The sequence below is a fragment of the Prosthecobacter sp. genome (assembly GCF_044373815.1).
Taxonomy (GTDB): Bacteria; Verrucomicrobiota; Verrucomicrobiia; order Verrucomicrobiales; family Verrucomicrobiaceae; genus Prosthecobacter.
The window spans coordinates 1-22,514 of the sequence record NZ_JBIPNG010000054.1 but is presented as its reverse complement, the minus strand read 5'-3'; the positions used below and the strand labels follow the sequence as shown (position 1 = coordinate 22,514).

The following is a 22,514-nucleotide window of genomic DNA, read 5'->3' as shown; positions in this document are numbered from 1 at the left end:
TCATCCCGCTGCAAAGCCAGACCGAACTGGTGCAGGTGCGGAAGGTCTATGTTTTCATCACCGAACTGGCGCTGGCTGCGCTGCTGACCTGGGCGCTGAACTGGGGAAAAACTTTCGTGGTGGCGCGTATTGCCGAGCATGTGACCAGCCGCATGCGGCGGGAGACGTTTGAGCACCTGCAGAAGCTTTCCCTGACCTACTTCAACCGCAAGCGCACCGGCGACCTCATTTCACGCATTGGTTCGGACACGGAGCATCTCTCCCTGTTCATCTCGGTGAACTTCATCGACTTTTTCTGTGACGTGCTGCAGTTCATTTTCACGGCGGTCATCTTGTTCAGCATCAATCCGCTGCTGGCCGTGGCCGCACTGGGACCTGTCCCCATCGTTGCCTGGCTGGTGCAGCGCGTGCGTGAGCATCTGCGCGGCGGGTTTGCCGCCGCCAGCCGTGCGGGCAGCCAGCTCACCAGCGTGCTGGCGGACACGATCCCCGGCGTGCGCGTGGTCAAGGCGTTTGCCCAGGAGCAGCGCGAGATCGAGCGCTTCCGCGTGGCGGACAAACACATCTTCGACACCAATGACCGCGTGAACAAGACCTGGTCGTTTTTCACCCCGATGATCAAGCTGCTGACGGACCTGGGCCTGCTGATCGTGTGGGCGGTCGGTGCCTGGAGTGTGGCGCATGACAGCATCACGGTGGGGGTGCTGACCGGCTTCGTGCTTTACATCAGCAGCTTCTACGAACGCATGGACTCGATGAGCCGCTTCACCGCCTCCATGCAGCGGGCAGCCGCCAGTGCGCACCGCGTTTTTGATGTACTGGATGTGAAGCCGGACGTGCCGGCGCAACGCAATGCGATCAAGGTGGGCCGCCTGCGTGGCGAGATCGAGTTCCGCGATGTGAAGTTCCGCTATGGATCGCGTGAGATCATCCGTGGCATCAATTTGAAAATCGCGCCGGGTGAGATGGTGGGGTTTGTGGGGCCAAGCGGTGCCGGCAAAACGACGCTGGTCAACCTGGCCTGCCGCTTCTTCGAGGTGAGCGAAGGCGCCGTGCTGGTGGACGGCTTCAATCTGAGTGACGTCGATGTGATGGACTACCGCAGAAACCTCGGGCTGGTGCTGCAGGAACCGTATCTCTTTTATGGAACAATCGCGGAAAACATCGCTTATGGGAAACCAGATGCGACACGTGCAGAAATCGTCGCCGCGGCGCGTGCGGCGCGTGCGCATGATTTCATCATGCGTCTGGCGGACGCGTACGATTCGCTGGTGGGAGAGCGCGGCCAGCAGCTTTCTGGTGGCGAGCGGCAGCGCATCAGCATCGCGCGTGCACTGCTCGTGGATCCGGCCATTTTGATCCTGGATGAGGCCACCTCATCGGTGGACACCGAAACAGAGCGCGAAATTCAGGCGGCGCTGGATCATCTCGTCAAAGGCCGCACCACAATCGCCATCGCGCATCGCCTGGGCACCCTGCGCAAGGCCAGCCGTTTGGTGGTGATCGAGGAAGGCCTCATCAAGGAAATTGGGTCTCATGAGCAACTGCTGGAGAGCAGTGGCACCTATGCGCGACTGCACCAGGCCATGTTGGAGGTGAACCACGCATGAGCACGCCACAACCACTCAACATTGAATTTGCCAAGGATGACCAGGGCCGGCTGGCACTGGTGGACACGAACGGCATCCGGCATGCGAATGTGCATCCGGCCAAACTTTTCCCGCTGACCGAGAAGGACCATTGGATCTCCATCCAGTCCGAGGGCGCGCGTGAAATTCTGTGTATTGAGGATCCGCAGAGCGTGCCCGAACCTTCGCGCACCCTGCTGCTTGAGGCGCTGGCCCGGCGCGACTTCGTCCCCATCATTTTGGTGATCCACCGCATCGTGCGTCTGGCGAATGGTCATGAATGGCATGTCACGACGGATCGAGGCGACACCCGCTTTGAAGTGGAGACGGATGAAAGCATCCAACCCCTCGGCCACGGGCGTCTGGTCGTTATGGACCGGGGTAACACGCGCTATCTTATACCCAATGTCGCCAGACTGGACCGCATCAGCAAACGCAAGCTGGAGCATTATTACTGACCTTGAACTCCGTTAACACCCCGCCCGCCACGGCTCCGCGTATCGGTTCGCTCGATGTCTATCGAGGCATCGTGATGTTTCTGCTCGGTCTGCGGCTGCTGGAACTGGATGAAGTGGCCGTTCACTTTCCCGACAGCGCGATCTGGCAGTTTCTCGGTCATCATTCCTCCCACATTCCATGGGTGGGCTGTTCGCTGAACGACCTGATCCACCCTTCGTTTGCCTTTTTAACCGGGGCGTCGCTGGTGTTCTCAGTTTCTGCACGTTCGAGAAAAGGCCAGTCACAGTGGCACATGACACTGCATGCGCTGTGGCGGTCAGTGGCGCTGATATTCCTCGGGATTTTCCTGCGCAGTGTGGACCGTGATATGACGCACTGGACCTTTGACGAGACTTTGACCCAGACCGGCCTTGGTTACATGGCGGTGTATGCTTTGGCTTACTGCGGCATACGCACACGCTGGATCTGGTTTGGCATCATCCTGACCGCTTCCTGGCTCTTGTATGCCTGCTATCCCATCATGCCGCCGCATGCCAATCCCGTGGACTTCAACACTCCCGAAGGCTGGCAGCATGATTTTACCGGCTTTTTTGCCCACTGGAATCACAACCGCAATGTGGGCTGGAGCTTTGACCGCTGGTTGCTCAACCAGTTCCCGCGGGAGAGCCCCTATCTTGGGTATCTGGGCGGTTACACCACGCTGAACTTTATCCCAACCATCGCAACCATGATCCTTGGGCTGATGGCAGGAACCTGGATCAAGCGAGGAGACCAGCCGGCCAGGCAGCTCATGGTCGCGAGTGTGGCCTGCCTCGCTTTCAGTTTTGTGCTGCACTTCGGCGGCATCTGCCCCATCCTGAAGCGCTTGTGGACACCGGCCTGGGTGTTCTTCAGCGGGGGCGGCTGCCTCTTAATTTTGGCGGCGCTTTATCAAATCATTGATGTCAGACAATGGCGGCGCTGGTCCTTTCCCTTTTTAGTCGTCGGCGTGAACTCGCTGGCCTTCTATGTGATGCGCCACACGCTGGACATCTGGTTTTCCGAAACACTTCAGAAACACTTCGGCTCCCACGTCTTTGATGTCTTTGGCCAGGAACTCAGGCCGGTCACCATTGGATTCTGCACCTTCGTGGCTTTCTGGCTGGTGGCGCTATGGATGTACCGTCGAAAGATCTACATCAGGCTATAAAGCCTGAAGCGCCCGGATCAGATCACTGTGTGGCGCCAGCACATATTTCGGCGTCTCCCGGGTGGCGTCCATGCAGCCCCCCTCGGCATAAATGCCGCGACCATCGCGAAAGCGGTGCATGCGCTCAAAGATACGTGCGGTGTTCTCGGGGGATGCCAGAGTCTCGGCCACGAGCTGGTCCACCTTGTTTTCGTCCAATTGCAACTCACCCTGAGCATCTCGAAAGGTGGCATGGCTCCAGTGATGAATTTCGATGCACTTGGAGAGCAGATTGAAAGGCTGGTCGCGTTTCCAGAAATTGACAAACATTCCGCCGCCCAAATAGAACACCCAGGAGCCCTCAAAGCCGCGGACATCCGACGAATGGGAATCGGGATTGCGAAACCAGACGCGGTCTCCGGGCACATAGTAGTGCATGGGAAGAGGCTGCTCCAGTGCGCCCAGTTCATTGAGGAAGACATCCTGAAACTGCTCGAATGAAATCGCTTTTTTCTCCCACTGCGCCTGCAGCTGGCTCAGCAGTTCGGGATGACTGGTCCGGGCCTCCTCGGCAATCGCAAGCAGGATCACGTACTCGGTGGCCCGATTGCAGGAGAAAGCATACACCTGTTCGCCAACCTCCGGCTGACAGGCCTTTTTCAGAGAGTCGATCAAAGGACTGCCGGGAATGAGAACGAAGCCTGTTTCTTCCGAATGACGCCAGCAGTCCACCGGACGCTCAATGGCGGACGTGTGGAAGTTCAGGCAGGTTCGGGAGGCGTTGACGACGATGTTCCGCCGAATTCTGACCGCAGCCATCAATTCCTCAGCGCTTGGAAACTCCAGCAACACGGGGCAATTCATCAATGTCAGCCAGATTTCGCGGAGCAGATCATCCTCCTGGTGGCTGACATCAAGCTTGAGCGTGTCCGCTAGACCGAGGGTGTCAAAGCCGGGCATCCATGCAGAGGCTTGATGTTCGGCAAGCTGAAGCAGCAGGCAGGCTGCGCCAGGGAAGGTTTGCTCATGGCACACCACCCAGGATTCAATCCCAAGACGGCTCCATTCCGCAGATAAAAGCGACCTGCCTGAGGAGGATGCAAAACGAATAAAAATACCCGATTTCATCCTCAGCCAAACACTGGGTTGTAAGCTGAGAAAAAGGACGACCAGGGATGGCCACTTGGCTGAGTATGAATGAAGGACATGAATTGAAGGCGTGTTCAGGCAGCTCCTCGGCTGCCTGTAGAACACGTTACTTCGACCCCAGTTCCTTTCTTATTTACGAATTTATTCGTAAGTGCCCAACCCTTTAATGATCACCTGATCCGCCAGTCCATAGGCCCATGCGGCGCCCACGGCGGCGAGAACGTTGTGAACATTGAAGGTAAAATGACCGGTGAGCGGCATGGCCACCTCACTCAGCGCGCACAGACGGCGCTCATTGTCTCCTTCGGCCAGATAAACCGCATCGCCCCGCACGAAGGCTGCGCGCCCACCTTTGGCGCGATGGGCAATGACGCCAGGATTATCCGCCACGTGCGAGAAGAACAAAACACTGCACCGGCAGTAATCTGACTCAGCCATGCCAGCCACGAGAGCATCATCAGCATTGAGAACGGCAGTCCCCTCTGGCAGCACGACGTCCACCACACAGCGTTTCACCTTCGTCATCTGCTCCAAGGTGTCGATGTAGCCCAGTCCGAGGTGCTCGGTGCCCACATTGAGAACCACTCCGATCTGACAGCGATCATAGCCGAGGCCCTCAAGCAGAATTGATTCAGCACTGGTCTCGCAAATGGCAATCTCAGTCCATGGGTGCAGCAAAATCCCGTGCGTGCCGCTGGTGCGGTCACCTTTATTCGTGCAAGCTCTGCGCTCTCCCAACTGTAATCCACCGCTGTGGCACACACCGAGAAACTTTCCAGTGGCTTTCAACAGGTGCGCCAGCAGCCTGGCGGTGGTGGTCTTGCCATGGGTGCCAGTGATTCCAATTACAGGAATGCGGCCGTTTTTTTCAGCGGGGAACAGCATGTTGATGATCGCCTCCCCCACAGGCCGCACCTCACCGGTGGCCGGTCGCAGGTGCATGATGAGCCCCGGGCTGGCATTCAGCTCCACCACAGCACCACCCTGATCTTCGAGGGGTTTGGCGATGTCCGTGCAAACCACGTCAACACCGCAGATGTCCAGACCCGCCACCTGCGCGGCAATGGTGACGTGTTCACGATTGCGTGGATGCACCAGGCCGGTGACTTCAGTGGACCAGTTGGCAAACCGCGAGATCAGCACTCGCTCACCGGCATTGGGGATCGAATCCGGCTGGAAATCTTGTTTCTCCAGCTCCGAGAGAATCGCAGGATCCCACTCTTCCGTGTCAATTTTCGACCATGGGCAGAAGTCACTCACTCCGCGGAGCGGATTGGTGTTCAACTGGGTGTCCACCAGCACGCCGATCGTGTCGGTGCCGTTGCCCATGACGACCGCGTGATCGCCACGGCTGGCTGCGATCAGCTCCCCACCGACGACCAGCAGACGATGGTCATTGCCGGGAATGAAGCGCTCCACCATGACTCCATCGCCTTCGGTTGAGGCAGTATGAAATGCGCTCTCCACCTGTTCGCGTGTGGTGAGGTTGATGAACACGCCGCGCCCATGGTTCGCGTCCTGCGGTTTCACCACCACGGGAGTGCCGATGTCCTCTGCCGCCTCCCAGGCGTCGTCAGGATTGGCAACGACCCGCCCTTCAGGAACGGGAACCCCTGCTTTGCTCAACAAGGTGCGCGTCAGATCCTTGTCCTGCACGATGTGCTCCGCAATCGCCCCTGTGCGATCAGTTTCTGCGGTCCAGATGCGGCGCTGGTTTACCCCCTGCCCTAGCTGCACCAGACTGCGGCCCTCCCGAAGCCGCCGCCATGGGATGCCGCGTTTTTCTGCCGCGGCAATGATGGCGTTCGTGCTGGGACCGAGCGCGTTGCGGTCCACCACGCGCTTCATGCGCGCCACGGCGTCTGCGATGTCATAGTCCTTGCCGGCATATCCGGCCAGAAGGATCTCGCGGGCCTCGCGCATGCAGGCTTCCGCCACGACCTCATCCAGATACTCGATGACCACTTTGTACAGGCCCTCCACGCAGGTTTCCCGCGCCTTGCCAAAACCGACGGTATGTCCGGCCAGGGTCTGGAGTTCCAAAGTCACATGCTCCAAAATGTGCCCCGGCCAGGTGCCGGTGTCGAGCCGCTGAAAAAAGCCGCCGCGCTCGCCAATGCTGCAACGGTGCTCGATCATGCCGGGAAACCACGTCTTGAGCTGTTCGGAAAAACCAGGAACGATATCTGACGACGTGTCCTTGAGCCCCCCCAAATCCACCCAGGCTTCCAGGACTGGATAGTTCGTCCAGATGTTGGGTCCGCGGAGAAAGTGAATTTCACGAATGTCGAGATCTGTCATAGCGGGCCGATGTTACCTGTGACTCTGCGGGTGGCAAGAGCTCGCCACTGGCAGATAACGCTTTGGTTTGTGCCGGGTCGGCGGCACATAGCCCTTGCCTTCGCCGTCAGAACGCCTTGAATTCGCCACCCATGCTGCTCCCTCTCGAAGACCTGTTTAATGATGTGATCGCCAAGTCCATGCGTGGACTTGGAATCAATGATGCCGACCTCGCCGCCCGCTCCAGTGCCAGAGTCGAAGACATTGCCGCTGCCAAATCCGGCAAAGTGGATGACCTTGTGCTGCGCAAAATCGCACCCCACCTGCAGCTTGAAGGCTTGTCGCTGGTGGCCATGGCTCACAATGAATGGCGTCCAATCCCGGTCAACGTGTCCGGCCTGGAACAGTTCAACACCACGTACCACGACATGACGGTGAACGCGTATCTCGTTTGGGACGCAGAAACGAAAAACGCGGTGGCATTCGACACCGGGGCGGACGCCACCCCCATGATCAACTTTATCCAGAAGAAGGGGCTGAATCTCAGCCTCATCTTCCTCACACACACGCATCCGGATCACATTATGGACCTCGCCAAATTGTCCGCCGATGGTGCTGTCACAGCCTTTGTCCATGAGAAGGAACCCTGCGCCGGTGCGAAAACCTTCCAGCTCAGCGACACCGAGGCTTGGGAATCGGGCGGCCTGCGCATTGAGGCACGCAGCACCTGGGGCCACTCAAAGGGCGGCATCACCTATCTTGTCAGCGGTTTGAAGCACCCGATCGCCATCGTGGGAGACGCCCTGTTCGCCTCCAGCATGGGTGGTGGCATGGTCTCTTATGCTGATGCCCTTGCCACCAACCGGAAAGAGATCTTCACCCTGCCAGACACCACGGTGATCTGCCCCGGCCACGGCCCCATGACCACCGTCGCCGAAGAAAAAGCCCACAATCCGTTTTATCCTGAGTTCAAGTAAACCCAACCAGCCCAACCCATCATGTCCCAAACCGTTGCATTCGTCGGAGTCGGTAAAATGGGGGCCAACATGGCCCGCCGCCTCAAAGATTGTGGTTACAATATCACTGCTGTTCTCGATGTGAACACACAGGCCGCAGCCGATCTGGCTGCAGAACTCGGCTGCACGGCCTGCACCCGGCTTGCAGACGTCACCGCCGCCGCAGATGTCATTTTCACCGTCGTCACCAATGATGCGGCGATGCGCGGCATCTTCCTTGGCAGCGGGGACAGCCTGCTCAACAGCGCCAGCGGCAAGATCTTCGTCAACTGCGCCACGCTGTCTCCGGCGATCCATCGTGAAGTGTATGCTGCTGCGGCGGCTGCCGGTGCGCACAGCCTCGAAGCCTGCATGGCCTCCTCCATCAGTCATGCGCGCGAGGGGAAGCTCTACCTCATGCTGGCCGGTGACGAAGCCACCTATCAGCGGGTGCAGACCATGATCGAGCAGATGAGCATGAACCGCCGTTTTGTCGGAGGTCCGGGCAGTGCGGCCGAAGTCAAGGCCCTCGTCAACATGGTCATGAACATCAACACCGCCGGTCTGGCCGAAGGTCTGGGACTCGCCGCTGCTCTCGGTCACGATCTGAACATGATCCGCGAGGTCTTCAGTCAGACCGGTGCCAACTCCCGCGTGCTGGAAACCGACAGCGCCGACATGGTGGCCCGCGAGCACGACTGCTGGTTTTCCGCAGAGCATGCCGCAAAGGACAGCGGTATCGCGGCCGAAGTGGCGAAGACCGTCGGCCTGCATCTGCCGCTCAATGACGCCACCAAGGCGCAGTATGAGAAGATGGTCGCGCTGGGCCTTGGCGGGCTCGATAAATCGGGCATTGCCGAACTGACGTTTAAAGGGCGGCACGCGTAAGGTGGATCCGTCGCGCCGCAACGGGGGTCCAGTTGCGGCGCAACTGGACAACTTTACTGCGGGGCAGCGCCCAATTTCAATACTTCCAGCTTTTTGCCCACCTTGTGGCGTTGCAGTTCGCGCCCGCCGGCTGAAGGGCGCATGATCAACGTCTGGCCGATGCGGACGGGAATCATCGCCTCTTCGCCAGCCTCCAGCGAGCGCACGAAGATTTCATTATCGGCGCCCGGCGACAGACCAAAAATTCGCACCGCCCCAGCTTGGTTGTTGGTGATGACTACCTCGGCGGGATCACCAGCGTTGGGCGGAGGTTTGACGGCGGTGGCCTCTGGCGGCAGCGGTTTGAGCGGAGGCATCCCGGGGGTTTCCAGAACTGGCTGCGCGGGCCTGACTGAGGGCACCAATGCCGGTGCATTCAAGGCAGGAGATCTGGTGGTGATGAACGCCGGTTCCTTGATTTCAGCCGCTTTGGCGGTGTTCGCGGGACGCTTTGGCTCCTTCGCCGCTCCACAGTCAAACTGATCCAGCAGTTCCTCGCGGCGCACCTCCAGCGGCAGATCACTGTAGGTTTTCAGGGAGCGCCCGCGCCGGACAAGATCATCGATTTCAGGCGTACTGAAAGCAGTGGGATCAAACGGCGCCGTGCGCTGGCGGTCGAGCGTTTCAAACTCTTGGGCCAGCCCCCCCCGGCGCTGCAGCTTGAGGTTCAGATCCGTCTGAGCGGCACCTGCATTGCGATTAAACTGTGCCTGCAAATTCGCTACGTTTGCGCCCATCTGCAGGTTCTGGTTTTGAATGACCTGCATCTGCTGGCGGATCTGCTGAATCTCCACCTGATGTTGCTGGATCTCCACCATGATGGCCTGCGTGCCCGCCCCCGGTTGCGGCATGCCAGGACGCATTCCCGGCTTCATGCCGGGCTGCATTGTGGGAGATTGCGGCATCTGCTGCTGCGCAGCCCCCTGAAGCCGCACCTGGTCCTGAGCCATGCAGACGCTGATCTGCTGCAATCTCGCGTTCAGCGCCTGCAGTTGCACCGCATTGGCCTGCTGCTGCTGCGTGAACCCGGCCACCTGGATGCGGTACTGCTGGTCAAACTGGTTCACGCTGGCCTGGAGTGTCTGAATGTCGGGATCAAGCGCGGCCACCTCCTTGCTGATCGCGGTCTGCCGCTCCGCCAAGCGTGCGATCTCCGCGTTGCGCTTTTCCGTGATACCTGCCATCAGCGTGTTGCGCGCCGCATCCTCCGCAGCTTTGAGCTTTCCATATTCAGCCGCCACGTGGTCACGCGCCTTCGTGCATTCGGACAGAAGGTCGCCTTTGAAGGCAGCGAGCAGTTCGCGCTCCAGCAGCACGGCATCGCCAGCGCTCACCTGATCTTTCCACGGCCCCTGAATCAAACCCAGCCCAATGCCGCAGACATGCGCCGTGTCCTTCGCCGCCTGAGTGGATGCACGATTTGAATAATGATTCTGCGCCAGTGAACGCATCTCACGCGCAGCCTGCGCCGGCTGGTGCAGGCACAGGTTCATCCAGAGCCGTGCCTCACAGGCACGGTCCCAGGTGGGGCTGTCGCTTTTCTTGCCAATCGCCGCCGAGAGGCTCTGCTGCGCTGCGGCGTAATCCCCCGCACTGAGCAAGGCGAGCGCATTGGCGTAGTTCACGCTGCCATCTTTGGCATCCGCCTTCATCGCACGCTGATAGGCCCGCTCCGCTGCGGCCTTCGCCTGTGGCGACGGACCCCAGCCCTCGTTCACGATGGCGCGCACATAGCCATGCAGGAGTTCATTGCAGGGTTTGAGTTCAAAGATGACGTCTCCATCCTTGTCACACTTCACCGTCAGCTCCCCGGTGAACGGCTCGCACTCGGGGGCGTCGATAGCCACGGTGTACCTTCCCTCCGCGAGATCCTTCGCGCTGTATTCGCCCTTCGCATCTGTCACGAAAGGTTGATTGAGCGGTGTGGGGAGGTTTCCTGCGGGCTGGAGCACGAGTCTGGCATTCGCCACCGGCACACGGGCATCATTCGAACGGTCATTGCCACTGCTGATGCGCTTCACGACGAGCACCGCCAGATCGCACTTCTCGCGTTTAGGCGGCGTCTTTGACAGGAGGAAATCATGTACGTATTCGAGAGCGCCTTTGGGCACGGTGAAACCGCGCCCGGCATCTTCCGGCGCGAATCCGGCTGCGGTGACGCGATAGGCGTAGTCCGCAGGCGGCAGATTTTTGATCTCATAATAACCACCGGGGGAACTGGCCGAGGCAGTCGCTACCACCTTGCCACCCGGGCCGGAGAGCAGTTCTACTTTCGCTCCGGGAACTGGACCGAGGTTGTCGCCTTTTTCCGTCTGACCATACACCCGGCCATGGACGGCAGGCTGGATGACGTTTGACTGCGGCGGTGAGCTGCCGGGTTTTGCCTCGCGCGTGAGGAGGAAGTCATGCACAAACTCGCGTGTATCCTGCGGCATGGCAAAGCCGCGCATCTCATCTTCATCACGGAATCCGGCTGCGGTGACCTTGTAACGATAAGCACCCGCCGCCAGCGTGGCGATCTGGTAGTAGCCGTACTCGTTGGTCGTCACAGTCGAAGAAGCGGCGCCCGCCTCACTTTTCAATTCGATCTTCGCATGGGCCACCGGACCGAGGTTTTCGCCCTTTTCATTCTGACCGTAAACACGGCCATGCACGCTGCCATCCGCCGCATGCAGCAGCGGCGCAGCGAGGAGTATGAAAAGAGGCAGGAGCGTTTTCATGGCGTGTTGTCAGGAACGAGACGGACTCCGAGCACACCAACGGCGTCCGTCGCATCCGCGGTGTTCAGCGTCACCATGTAGGTGAGCGTGACGTACATTGTGCCGGTGCCGGCCTGGGCGATGTAGGCGGCCGGATTGAAGGCGGGCGGACCCGCGAATGAATAGCTGGCGCCATTCACAGGATCGAGCGGGTAGCCGACGAAATTGTTCGCCGCCATGCGGTCAAACCGCAGCGGCATATCTACCAGCAGCAAGGGCTGGGATTTGGCCAAGGGAACCGCTGGCACCAGGCTGGTGGTTTGCAGCGTAAAGAACGGCTGCGCACCAAAGGGAAGCGGCACCACATTGCCCGCAGTATTGCGCCGGATTGGGCCGCTGCTGAGTTCTGCACGCGCGAGCACCTGGGCTTTGGTGGCAGGCGAAGAACCGCCCACGAAGGCGATGTATGCCACGGCACGCAGACCATTGGCCGCCGCTGGCAGTGGCACCAGCCCTTCGAACCGAACGGTGATCGTCTCGCTGCCATTGCCTGTTGGGCGTGCCGCCGTGCTCCACGCGGGCAGAGTGACCGCGCCGGGGATGTTTTCATGACTGGCAAACAGCAGACCAAAATGACTGCCATGCTCGGCGGTGAGGCTCCACGCATTGCGAATGGCCAGCGGATCCGCGAGGGCCAATCCCTGCCATTTTAAAAACGGCGGCGTCACCGTGGGAGTGACCTGAAAGCTTGGCGCAGGTGCATTGCCAAGGCCAAAGGGCGGCAGAATGCCCCCGCGTTTCAGCCCCACATTGGCCGTCGTTGTACCCGCCGGGAACAGTGGCAGCAGCGAACCATTGGCCGCTGTGATCACATTCCCCAGGGGGCCCAGTGCGGTGACACGCGGCTGCACATAGAGGTAGAGAGCCTCGGCGGAACCCGCAGTCAGTAGACCCGCGATAGCAGCACGATTGATGGGCGGCATCAAGGCGCTCGTGGCTCCGGGAAAACCACCGATCTTGGTCGCCATGGGCGTGATCAGCACCGGCGCGGCTTTGTGCGGCAACACGGCAAACAGATCGACACGCCAGGAGGCGATGTTGGAAGTGTTGCCGCCCACATTCCAAGTCACCGTCACAGCATCACCATCACAAACGATCGGTGTGGCCGGGGCAATGCGCACGCCGCTGATCAGTGGTGCTGCAGGCGGTGGCAGGGGGAAGAGCAATTGCGCCAGTGCATTGAGCAGCGGGAACAAGCCGCCACCCGGAGGCGGCAGGCCACCCGGCAAAATGGTGCGCACGGGTGGCAGGAGCGGGGGCGGCGGGAGCGGAGGAATCGGGGGAACAATCACCAGCGGCGGCGGCTCAGGCGGCACTGCGGGAGGAGGGCCTGGGAGCGTCATGCCCGATTTCCACACCGGCACCTCAGCGGCTGTGGCCGTGGGTCGCATCAAATCGCCCGCCTCATTGAAATAAGCAGCCGGTGTGAGCCAGAGTGCAGGCAGCGTCTTTTGGTCATCCGGTTTCTTCTCACTGTCATAAACCACCTGTCCATCGGCCTCGATCTGCACGCTTTGCAGTTGCGCACGATCTGGAATTTTGTTCATCGGCGTGCCGCTGCCAATGATGCCCACGCCCGGGGCACTCAGCACTTCCTTCGTCAGAGGATTCATCGACAGCTCAAATGCAGCGAGATCAAAGAGCTGCGGTTCATTGGCATCGCGCAGCGGGTCCATCTCCGAAGACAGCAGGAACTTCCGCGCACCTGCCACCAGATAGACCGGATTGCGCGTGCCCTGCTGCGGTCCTTTGCCGCCCGTGAGGGTGATGCGCAGATTTTCCACCTTGGTGCCCGCCGGTGCAGCAGGATTCAAGGCCTCATAGCTCTCCTCAAACCACGGCACAGCCCCCACGACTCGACCACTCAGCGCACGGACCAGCGCATGAGTGGTCTTCAGTTCGGCTTTCTCTCCCTCGGTCAGATTCGTCGCATTCGTCTTCGCCTCATAGTCCGGCAGCAGTTTCATGAGGCTGGCACGACTGGAAGCCAGTTTCTCCTGAGCCCGCGCATCCACCAGACCGTTGGCGGCAAAGAGCTTGCCGTTCACCTCGATGCGATATCCCGCCAGCACCCAGTCACTGCGCCCCTGCGAGGCAAAACCGATGCGCTGCAAATCGCCGCACTTCACATCGGCCAATAATTGCTGCGAGGTGCGCAGTGCATCAAGACCGGCGTCATCTCCCTTGGCCGCAAATTCAAACGTGGCCATCTGCCCCGGCTGGATGGCATCCGACATGCCATCCAACGATGACTTGTGAGGAAACGCCGCGAACGAAGGCTCCCGCTTCACGCCACCGAGCGGATACAAGCGCAACGGAAAGCCAAGACCCAGATGCACATCCACAGGCTCGCTCAGCGCTGTCCCGCCCGGACCAATCCCCAACGTGATCTTGATCGACTCCACCGGCTCATCTGGCGGCAACGAGCCTTTCTCAAACGGCGTGCGTGGCAGCCCCTCATCCTTCACCGGCACATCCACCTCCTCGCCCGGAGCTGCAGCGGCGGGCGGCTGCCCAGACGATGTTGCCTTAGCCAGCAACGACGGATCCACCTTTGTCACATACAAGGCTCCGGCGCCGAGAGCTCCGCCCAGTAGAAGACCCATGAACAGTTTGCCCCATCCAGCAGGAGGCTTGGGAGAAGATGCAGGATCATCTGAAGGACCGTTGCTCATGACATTTTCGGGGTTTGATTCAACCTGATCCATACAGACCAACCTGCACGGAATTGGTTCGATATTACCGCTCAGTCTGGCGGGGGCGCAATCCAAATCTTAGGCGAGAATCCCCATAGCCACTTCACCGCCAACATTTGTCAGGCGGAAGTTTCGGCCGCCATAAGAGTAGGTAAGCTTGGTGTGATCCAGGCCGAGCATGTGCAGGATCGTCGCGTGCCAGTCGTGGATGTGCATGGGGTTCACTTCGGCCTTGTGCCCCACCTCATCCGTGGCGCCATACGTGAGGCCGCCTTTCACACCGCCACCCGCCATCCAGATGGAGTAGCCTTTGTGATTGTGATCGCGACCATCGCCGCTCTGTGCGTAGGGCGTGCGGCCAAACTCACCGGCCCACACGACGAGGGTGTCCTTGAGCATGCCGCGTGATTTCAAATCTGTCAGCAGGGCGGCAATGGGCTGATCTGTAGAGGCGCAGTTTGTGGCCAGCAGTTCGCGCAAACGGTTGTGATGATCCCAATTTCCTGGAGATGCGATTTCGATGAAACGCACCCCCGCTTCAGCCATGCGCCGTGCCAGCAGGCACTGCCGCGCGAACTGATCCTTCCCCTGCCCGATGCCGTAGAGTTTGAGAATGTGGTCAGGCTCGCTGCGCAGATCGAGGACGTCGGGGATTTCACTCTGCATGCGAAACGCGAGTTCGAAGGATTCGATCGCCCCCTCGATCTCGGGATGCACCCCATCAATCTCCAACTTGCGCTCATTTAAGCCGCGTATGAAATCAATCTGCGCCCGCTGGAGATCACGCGGCACATTGGTGTTCGCGATGTTCTTCATGGGCGGACCTGGAGCCGCATCCTTGTTCAAGAGCGCCGCATAGAGCTCCGGCAATTGTGAGCCGCCGATGCGCGTGCCCTGGCAGATCGCTGGTAAAAACGCACTGCCGTAATTCTGCGCACCGCCATTGTCTGCAGGAGGATTCAGAGTGATGAAGCCTGGCAGATTTTCATTTTCGGTGCCGAGTCCATACAACGTCCAGGCACCGATCGAAGGTCGCACAAACTGAAAGCTGCCGGTGTGCATCTGCCCGAAGGCCTGAGCATGATTCGGCAAATCCGTGTGCATGGAATTGATGATGCAAAGGTCATCCGCGTGCTGCGCCAGTTTGGGATACAACGTGGTCATCCACTGCCCTGATTTCCCAAACTGCTTCAGCGGATGCACGGGTCCAAACAGCTTGGCTCCCGAAGAATCGCGGCCGAGGCTCGCAGTCTGCCCGTCGCGCTTTATGAGTTCTGGTTTGTGATCAAACAGATCTACATGCGAGGGTCCGCCGCGCATTGTGAGGAAGATCACGCGCTTCGCTCGCGCAGGAAAATGCGGGTGCTGCGCAGCCAGACCGCTTTTCGCCTGCGCCAGGGCTGAAAAGACCAGCCAGCCGATGCCGGACGACAGCGTCGTCAGCATCTCACGTCGTGTATGGATCGTGTTCATGGTGTTTAATCAACAAAGCGAAACTCTGCGCTCGCGAGCAGCGACTGGCAGAATGCCGGCAGCAGTTTCAAGTCGTCTGCAGATCGGGTGCGAAGGAATTTTCCAGCCAGTGAGATCTCCCTGGGGTCTGGCATGCGATTGAAGCAAAGCTGAAACGCCGTCTGCACTGGATTGGGCGAAGATTGAATCCGTCCAGCCAACGCCACCGCCTGCTCCTGCACAAAGGGACCATTGAGAAGGTAGAGCGCCTGCAGCGGCACGTTGGTCACATCGCGATCACCCGTGACGAGATTGGGGTTCGCCACGTCAAACTGCTCCAGCACGTCTGGCAGTTGATCCCGCAGCACCGGCAGATAGACGGCGCGACGCTTCGAGCCATCGAGATCAGACGGCATCTTCGTATTGAAGCCGATAAGCGACACCGACTGCCCATCCAGCTCTGCCGCGAGTGATCCAGGCCTGCGCGACGTATCGAGCACGCCTGCAACCGCGAGCATCGAATCGCGAATTACCTCGGCATCGAGACGACGTTTGTTGGCACGCCAGAGCAGGCGGTTGTCCGGGTCTTTGTGGAAGGCCTCGATGCGATGTGTGGACGACTGCCGGTAGGTTTCCGACATCACGATTTCCTTGATCAGTTTTTTCACCGACCAGCCGCCGTCCATGAAACGAAAGGCAAGATGATCGAGCAGTTCAGGATGACTCGGCCGCTCGCCGCTGAAGCCAAAGTTATCAACCGTACGCAGGATCCCAGCGCCAAACAGATGCCGCCACACACGGTTTGCCATCACGCGTGCGGTGAGCGGATTTTCACGACTTACAAGCCACTGCGCCAGTTCAAGCCGACCACTTTGAACGTTCGGCAAGGCTGACTTGATCCCCATGATCTGCGGAAAGCCGCGCGGCACCGGTTTCACCGGATGCGCGATTTCTCCACGATCATAAAGCTGGGAGTCCTGAATGAGTTTCGCGTCTTGCGCGCCCATGCACAAGGGCAGCGCATGGCCTTGGTCATCCACGGTCTCAAGCTGTCCCTCAATGCCGCCGCGAGTCCAGAGGATGCGGATGGCAGTGGTGAGGATCTTGTGGTACTCGCCGCTGATGTCACGCCCCTCCAGCTTTGCCTTGATGACATATTCGTTTTGGGACTTCTCCTCGGCGTTCAGTTTTGCCAGTTCCTCTTTGAGCTGCTTCACGCGGTCTGCCGTCACTGTACGATTCGGAATCACCTGCCCCGGCAGTTTCGGCAGACGGATGAGGTGGCCGTGGTTGTTGTTCTCGGAGTCGATCCAGTTGCCGTAGAAGGTTTGCGTGCTTTTGAAGATGCCCGCGAGCGCGTAATAGTCTTCCATGCTGAAGGGCTCGGTCTTGTGGTCATGGCAGCGGGCACATGCGACTGAGCTGGCGAGCACCGCCCGTGTCACGGTATCGAGCTGCTCGTCGGCCACATCCGCCGCGAACTGCGCCGGGTTCATCTCATTGAGCCCCTTCGGACCGAGAGCGAGAAATCCCGTGGCAATGAGCAGCCGGGCACGCTCCGCATCTCCCTGCGCAGGAAGCAGATCACCCGCGATCTGCTCGGTGATGAAGCGGTCGAAGGGGATATCCGCATTCACCGCGTCGATCACGTAATCACGATAGCGCCATGCATGCGGGAAGGTCAGATTGGATTCACGACCGTTTGATTCTGCGTAGCGCGCCACATCCAGCCAGTGGCGGCCCCAGCGCTCGCCGAAGCGCGGGCTGCGCAGCAGTTCATCCACTGTGGCCTCCAGTTTCTCCATGGAAAACGCCGCCGCCTGCTCCGGTGTCGGGGGCAGACCGATGAGATCGAAATACAATCTGCGCAGCACCACCACGGGCTCAGCCGCAGGCGCGGGCTCAATCCCCTGCTCCTTCAACTTCGTTCGAATGAATCCATCAATCGTGCCAGCGACCAGCTTCGGCTTTTGATAGCTCCAGAACCTCCTACCAAACGCCACATCGACTGGCGGACGTTCCGCAGTTTTCGTCGGAGATTCTCGCGGATCAGCCGCGCCCGCCTTGATCCAGGTTTCAAAGTCTGCAATGACCGCGTCCGGCAGCTTCGACTTTTTCGGCGGCATTTCGAGATCGGGATCGTTGTGCTTGATCGCCGTGAGCAGCAGGCTTTTCGCCGCATCACCCGGCACCACGGCAGGCCCGGTATCGCCGCCGCTGCGAATTCCCTGCTTTGTGTCCAGAGTCAGCCCGCCCTTCGATTTGCCTGACTCCACCGAATGGCACTCGTAGCACTGCTTCACAAGCACGGGGCTGATCCTGGACTCAAAGAACGTCACATCCTCCCCCCGCACGGCGCATGTGCAGAGGCAAACGAGGAGAAATGGCACAGCAGGCTTCATGGTTGGGATCAGCCGTGATTGAATTAATCAACGACTGTACCCGAAAAGCGCTGGCCTTGTCACGCCGGGAGATTGCCTTTCACCACTTCCATGCTCGCGGCAAACTTGGCCATGACGAAGTCGCGCGCCTTTTCAGCCTTTGCTTTGGATCCAGCAGGGTCTTGGGCCATCGCCAGCACGGTGGCGGCGACGCGTTGGAGTTCGTCTTCCTTGTCGAGATCGAAGAGCCAGTCATTCAGCCCGATGTCACGCCACATGTAGCCTTTGCTGGTCTGCTCCGCCCAGCGGCAGACGATGGCGGGAATGCCGTTACCGATGCACATGATCGGGCTGTGCATCTCGTGACCGAAAAGCCCTGCACTGCGGCGGTAGGTACTGATAGCCTCATTGGTGAGCCAGTATTTCTCGCGCCAGACCACGCGCGCTTTCACCTCCTCCGGCAGCTTGTCGTAGAGCATCTCTTTGCTGATCTTCATCTGCGTCTTGTCCTCCGGGCAGAGGAGGATTTTGAGATCGGTGTTTTTGATCACACTCACGATGGCATCCAGCAGCGGCTTGCCGTCGTGGTCCATCATGGCTTTGTTGCGTGCGTCCTTCTTCTCATCCAGGGCCGCCTTTTTTTCCGGCAGCGTCCAGTAGGGGGTGTTGCGCAGGCGTGGGATGCAGCAGAGGAATTTTCCTTCTTCGAGATTGTTGGCCTTCAGAAAGGCCTTGGCCTTCGCGTCATCTTTCAGATCCACCGCAAAGGCGCCGTCGGGACCGAACTCCATGCGCGGACAGGTGCAGCCCATTTTCTTCGCCAACTCTAGGGACACTGAGTCGCGGAAATAGACAAACTTCGCGCCGCTGAGCACGTCGATGGTTTGCATCGGCTTGACGGACTTGTCCTTGATGACCTTTGGATTCTGCTGGCCGGAGAAGGTGATGCCATACACGCCGTAGGGCTTGCCCGTGGCCTGGCTCCATTTCACCACATCTGCCTGCGCCACCAGAGAGGGGCCGGAGCCGTGGAGCAGGAAGTCGCATTCCTCGAAGGACTTCTTCACGTCCTCACCGCGAATGACCTTCACCTTGGGGAAACGTGCCGCGAGCATCTCGCCGACACCATTGTCCAGATTGCTCGGCCACAGCCGCACCTCCACGTCTGGCAGATGTTTTTCCAGCAGCGCCAGCACGCCCGGCGTGTGGGCGATGTCACCGATGTTCACCGTCTGCCATGAAGAGCGCAGGATGAGGCGCCGAGGCTTCTCTGAAGCAATGGCGGAGATTAAGGGCAGAGCGGCGGCGGAGCGAATGAAATGGCGGCGGTTCATGGGTGATGGGCAGACGATGCGGTTTGTCTGTAAACGGAACGTAAATTGACTGCCACTCATTCATGCATCTTGCCATCGGCATTTCCGGCTGCGCATAATAAGGAAATATCATTGAAGGCCGCCATGTACCACCGTATCATCCTGTTCTTCGTTCTTGCCCAAACTTTGACGGCCACCCCGGTCGATGATGCGGAGTTGCTGCTGCAACGCCAGCGCTACTCAGAGGCAGCCATCACGCTGACCGATGCCGTCATCGCAGCTTCTGCTGACGCGGGCTATGCCCATTATCTGCGGGGTGTTGCCCGCGCGGAATCCAATCAGCCTGCCGCAGCCATCACCGACTGCGACGCCATTCCCGCAGGCCATGCCTGGCAGCGCAAGGCGCTGTTCCTGAAAGCGCAGTGCCTCGCTGAACTGAAACGTCATCAGGAGGCCGAAGCCATCTACAGTTCGGAAGCCACACGACTGTTTGCCACGACGCGCAAAGAAAAGCTGGCGGAGGCGCTCATTGCCTTGGCTCAGGAGATCACCAAACCGGCCGTGCCAGGCCAAAGCGTGGGAAGCGACGCACAGAAGAAGGCGCTGGCTCTTTATCGAAAAGCACAGGAACTGGAGACCGGCCCCAAGATGCGAGAACAACTCCTCTTTCAGACGGTGGTCAGCGCGCGCGACTTGAACCAACGCAATGAACTGCCTCAGGCCTGTGATGCCTACCTGCGTGAGTTTGATCCCGACTGGCGCGGACTTATTGGCAGCGCACCGCCGACCTCTGCCACGAAGGAAACCGGAGCCCACCGCTGGGAGGTGCGCCAGATGCTCATCGAAGGCATGCTGCAGGCAGGGGGGAGCGCCGCAGCACGCCGCTATGCGGAGGATGTTCTGACCCAGTGGAAGACCAAGACTCCAGCCGCAGCAACGAAACCGGATCAAGGCGACATCGAGTGGCTGATCTGTCGCAGCCATGGAGCACTGATGGTTCAGCCTGTTCATTCAGCACAACTGCCGCACAGCAGCAATGACATGCAGCAAGGCACCCAGATCGTGCAGCAGAATGAGCCAGTCACCACCATCCCGTCCGCAGATCCTGTAAAGCACATCGCCAGCTTGCGGCAGTTTTTGCAGGTTCATCCATCCCACCCTCGATCGGCGGAAGCTGCATTCACATTGATCCAGGTGCTGACTTCACAAAACAAAAGCGATGAGGCCCTGGAAGCCTGCAAAGCTGTGTATGACCGCGCGAACTGGCCCGCCCCTGCGGCGAATGAAAAGGACAAACGCACACCGGCCGAGCGCCTGGAATCCTGGCGGCAGATGGCATTCTTCCAGATCGGCGCACTTCGCTTTGCCGCGCGGCAGTATCCGCAGGCCATCGAGCAGTGGCGCGGCTACATCGCCAAACATCCCGACGGCAGCCTGTGGCAGCAGGCGCAGGCACGCATCATGGAGGCTGAGTTTCAGCTCTGCCTCGATGCCGTGGCCACCAACAACCGCGAGGAGGCGGCCAAGCGTTTCGATGCCTTCATTGCTGCACACCCGCTGGACCCACGCTGCGCACAGCTCCTGTTTTTAAATGGTCAGTGGCATTTCACCGTAGCACAGGAACTCACCAAAAAAGTGGCTGGTAAACCGCGCTCGCTTGAACTGACCATGCTGTTTGAAAACGCCCTCACCGAATGGGCCCGCCTCATCATCAAGCATCCGCAAAGCGAGGAGGCATCCCTGGCGCTCTACCGCACCGGCATCATCCAGGCCGAGCACCTTGACCGGCATGAAGAGGCGCTGAACACATTCCAAAGGCTCACCTGGGGAGGATGGAAGCAGCTCGCGGCCGAACGCGCCGCCATGATGCCGCAGCGCTCGCTGGCGCTACACACACCGCGCACTTTCCGCAGCAATGAAACGGCCCAGGTGCGTGTGAATGTGCGCAACATCGAAAAGCTCAAGGTCTCGCGCTACATCCTTAATCTCGAAGATTTCTTCCGCAGCCGTCATCGCCTTGATGGTGAATCAGGCATCGGCTCCCTCGACATCGATTTGATCCAGCCGGACAAAACATGGGAGGTGAACATCGAAGGCTACACCCGGCTCAAGCCCATCGAGCAAGCCATCGATGTGCCGTTTGAAGGCACCATGCCCGGCGTGTGCCTCATCCGCGTCGAGGGCGAGGACTGGCAGGCCAGCACCATCGTGATCCGCAGTGACATTGATCTCATCGTACAATCCGCATGGACCGAGGCGCTTGTGTTTGTGCAAGACCGTATCAAAGGCACCGCAGTGGCGGATGCAGAGGTGCTGCTCAGCAATGGCAAGGAAATCCTCGGCCAGGGCCGCACGGACAAGGATGGAGTGTTCAGCCTTCGCGGCGAAATGATCCGCGCGGCGGCAGATCTCTGCGCCTACGTGCGCACGGACGCAGGCGTGGCCATCCAGCGTCTCAATCTGCGCGGTATGACGCAGGAGATCACCGGTGGAAATACGGACCGCACTTCCGTGGAGCTTTCACGACGCGGCTTCATCTACACCAACAAATCCGCCTACCGTGCAGGGGACGTCGTCCACTTCCGCGGCATCATTCGTGATGTGCAGGACGGCGCTTACAGCGTTCCCATTGGCCGCGAGTACGAGATCAGCATCACCGACGAACGTAAGCGTGTACTGCGCCGCATGAAATCAAAGCTCAGCGACTTCGGCACCTTCACCCACAGCGTTCCCCTGCCCGCCTCCGCTCCCACGGGCAGCTACCACATCACCGCAAAAGCCGTGGAGGGAGATGAAACACACGAAGCCTGGTTCAACGTGCATGAGTTTGAAATCGCCGAGATCACCGCCGAGATCGAGACGAAGCCCGATGCGGTGTTTCGTGGTGACCGCATCGAAGGAACCCTCCGCGTGAACTACTCATGGGGAGCTCCGCTGGTGGACGAACCCGTGCGCCTGCGCCTGCCCGACGGACGCCTGCTGGAAGGTAAAACCAATGCCGCAGGCGCCTTCACCTTCTCTCAGGAGACCACCGCCTTTCAGCCCAGTGAGTTCCTCCGCTTCGACGCCGATCTGCCTGCGCGCCGTCGCAGCGCACATCATGCGGTGAGCCTGCTGCATTCCGGCGTTCAGCTCGCGTGGGATCGACTGCCAGATCCCGCACTCACCGGAGAGCCATCCCTCATTCGCATCAAGGCGCTGGATCATCATGGCAAACCCACAGCGGCGACGGTGAAGGTCACGCTCTCGCGTCTCGACAATCAACCGCAGAACCCGGTGCTCTCCGGCCTGCCCGGGCTGGTGTACA

The 22,514-nt window shown here is 59.7% G+C and carries 13 protein-coding genes; 6 read left to right on the top strand and 7 right to left on the bottom strand.

Features of this window, described 5'->3' with window-relative positions; genetic code table 11:
- From ACIREA_RS07105 to ACIREA_RS07095, 3 genes are all read left to right on the top strand, one after another.
- The coding region (locus ACIREA_RS07105) for an ABC transporter ATP-binding protein (RefSeq protein WP_397381571.1) at positions 1-1,610 on the top strand (1,610 nt) is incomplete at its 5' end.
- Positions 1,607-2,086 carry a DUF1854 domain-containing protein gene (locus ACIREA_RS07100; RefSeq protein WP_397381570.1) on the top strand — a complete coding sequence of 160 codons (480 nt, stop codon included), beginning with the start codon at positions 1,607-1,609 and terminating at the stop codon, positions 2,084-2,086. The genes ACIREA_RS07105 and ACIREA_RS07100, both read left to right, overlap by 4 nt.
- 2 nt (positions 2,087-2,088) lie before the next feature.
- Positions 2,089-3,276, top strand: coding sequence for an acyltransferase family protein (locus ACIREA_RS07095; RefSeq protein WP_397381569.1), 1,188 nt, complete (start codon positions 2,089-2,091; stop codon positions 3,274-3,276).
- Here the strand turns inward: ACIREA_RS07095 and ACIREA_RS07090 are convergent.
- The gene (locus ACIREA_RS07090) at positions 3,271-4,383 is read right to left on the bottom strand and encodes a hypothetical protein (RefSeq protein WP_397381568.1); all 1,113 of its coding nucleotides are present in this window, start codon (positions 4,381-4,383) and stop codon (positions 3,271-3,273) included. The two genes, ACIREA_RS07095 and ACIREA_RS07090, sit on opposite strands and share 6 nt — an antisense overlap.
- 162 nt (positions 4,384-4,545) lie before the next feature.
- Positions 4,546-6,705 carry a cyanophycin synthetase gene (gene cphA / locus ACIREA_RS07085; protein WP_397381567.1) on the bottom strand — a complete coding sequence of 720 codons (2,160 nt, stop codon included), beginning with the start codon at positions 6,703-6,705 and terminating at the stop codon, positions 4,546-4,548.
- Positions 6,706-6,836: 131 nt separating this feature from the next.
- Between cphA and ACIREA_RS07080 the strand changes: the two genes are divergently transcribed.
- On the top strand, positions 6,837-7,661 hold the full coding sequence (locus ACIREA_RS07080) for an MBL fold metallo-hydrolase (protein WP_397381566.1): 825 nt from the start codon (positions 6,837-6,839) through the stop codon (positions 7,659-7,661).
- A gap of 21 nt (positions 7,662-7,682) precedes the next feature.
- On the top strand, positions 7,683-8,567 hold the full coding sequence (locus ACIREA_RS07075; RefSeq protein WP_397381565.1) for an NAD(P)-dependent oxidoreductase: 885 nt from the start codon (positions 7,683-7,685) through the stop codon (positions 8,565-8,567).
- 53 nt (positions 8,568-8,620) lie between these two features.
- On the opposite strand, the gene ACIREA_RS07070 is transcribed toward ACIREA_RS07075, so the two are convergent.
- The 5 genes from ACIREA_RS07070 to ACIREA_RS07050 form a co-directional block, all read right to left on the bottom strand.
- A complete protein-coding gene (locus ACIREA_RS07070) occupies positions 8,621-11,326 on the bottom strand; it encodes a carboxypeptidase regulatory-like domain-containing protein (RefSeq protein ID WP_397381564.1) in 2,706 nt (901 codons plus the stop codon).
- The gene (locus tag ACIREA_RS07065; RefSeq protein ID WP_397381563.1) at positions 11,323-13,971 is read right to left on the bottom strand and encodes a hypothetical protein; all 2,649 of its coding nucleotides are present in this window, start codon (positions 13,969-13,971) and stop codon (positions 11,323-11,325) included. Before ACIREA_RS07065 ends, ACIREA_RS07070 begins: the two co-directional genes overlap by 4 nt.
- A gap of 168 nt (positions 13,972-14,139) precedes the next feature.
- Positions 14,140-15,534, bottom strand: coding sequence for a DUF1501 domain-containing protein (locus ACIREA_RS07060; protein WP_397381562.1), 1,395 nt, complete (start codon positions 15,532-15,534; stop codon positions 14,140-14,142).
- Between the two features lie 5 nt (positions 15,535-15,539).
- The gene (locus ACIREA_RS07055; RefSeq protein ID WP_397381561.1) at positions 15,540-17,915 is read right to left on the bottom strand and encodes a PSD1 and planctomycete cytochrome C domain-containing protein; all 2,376 of its coding nucleotides are present in this window, start codon (positions 17,913-17,915) and stop codon (positions 15,540-15,542) included.
- A gap of 59 nt (positions 17,916-17,974) precedes the next feature.
- Positions 17,975-19,228: a polysaccharide pyruvyl transferase family protein gene (locus ACIREA_RS07050; protein WP_397381560.1), complete on the bottom strand. Its 1,254-nt coding sequence runs from the start codon at positions 19,226-19,228 to the stop codon at positions 17,975-17,977.
- A 123-nt stretch (positions 19,229-19,351) separates the two neighbouring features.
- On the opposite strand from ACIREA_RS07050, the gene ACIREA_RS07045 reads away from it, so the two are divergent.
- A partial coding sequence (locus ACIREA_RS07045) for an MG2 domain-containing protein (protein ID WP_397381559.1) occupies positions 19,352-22,514 on the top strand: 3,163 nt, incomplete at its 3' end.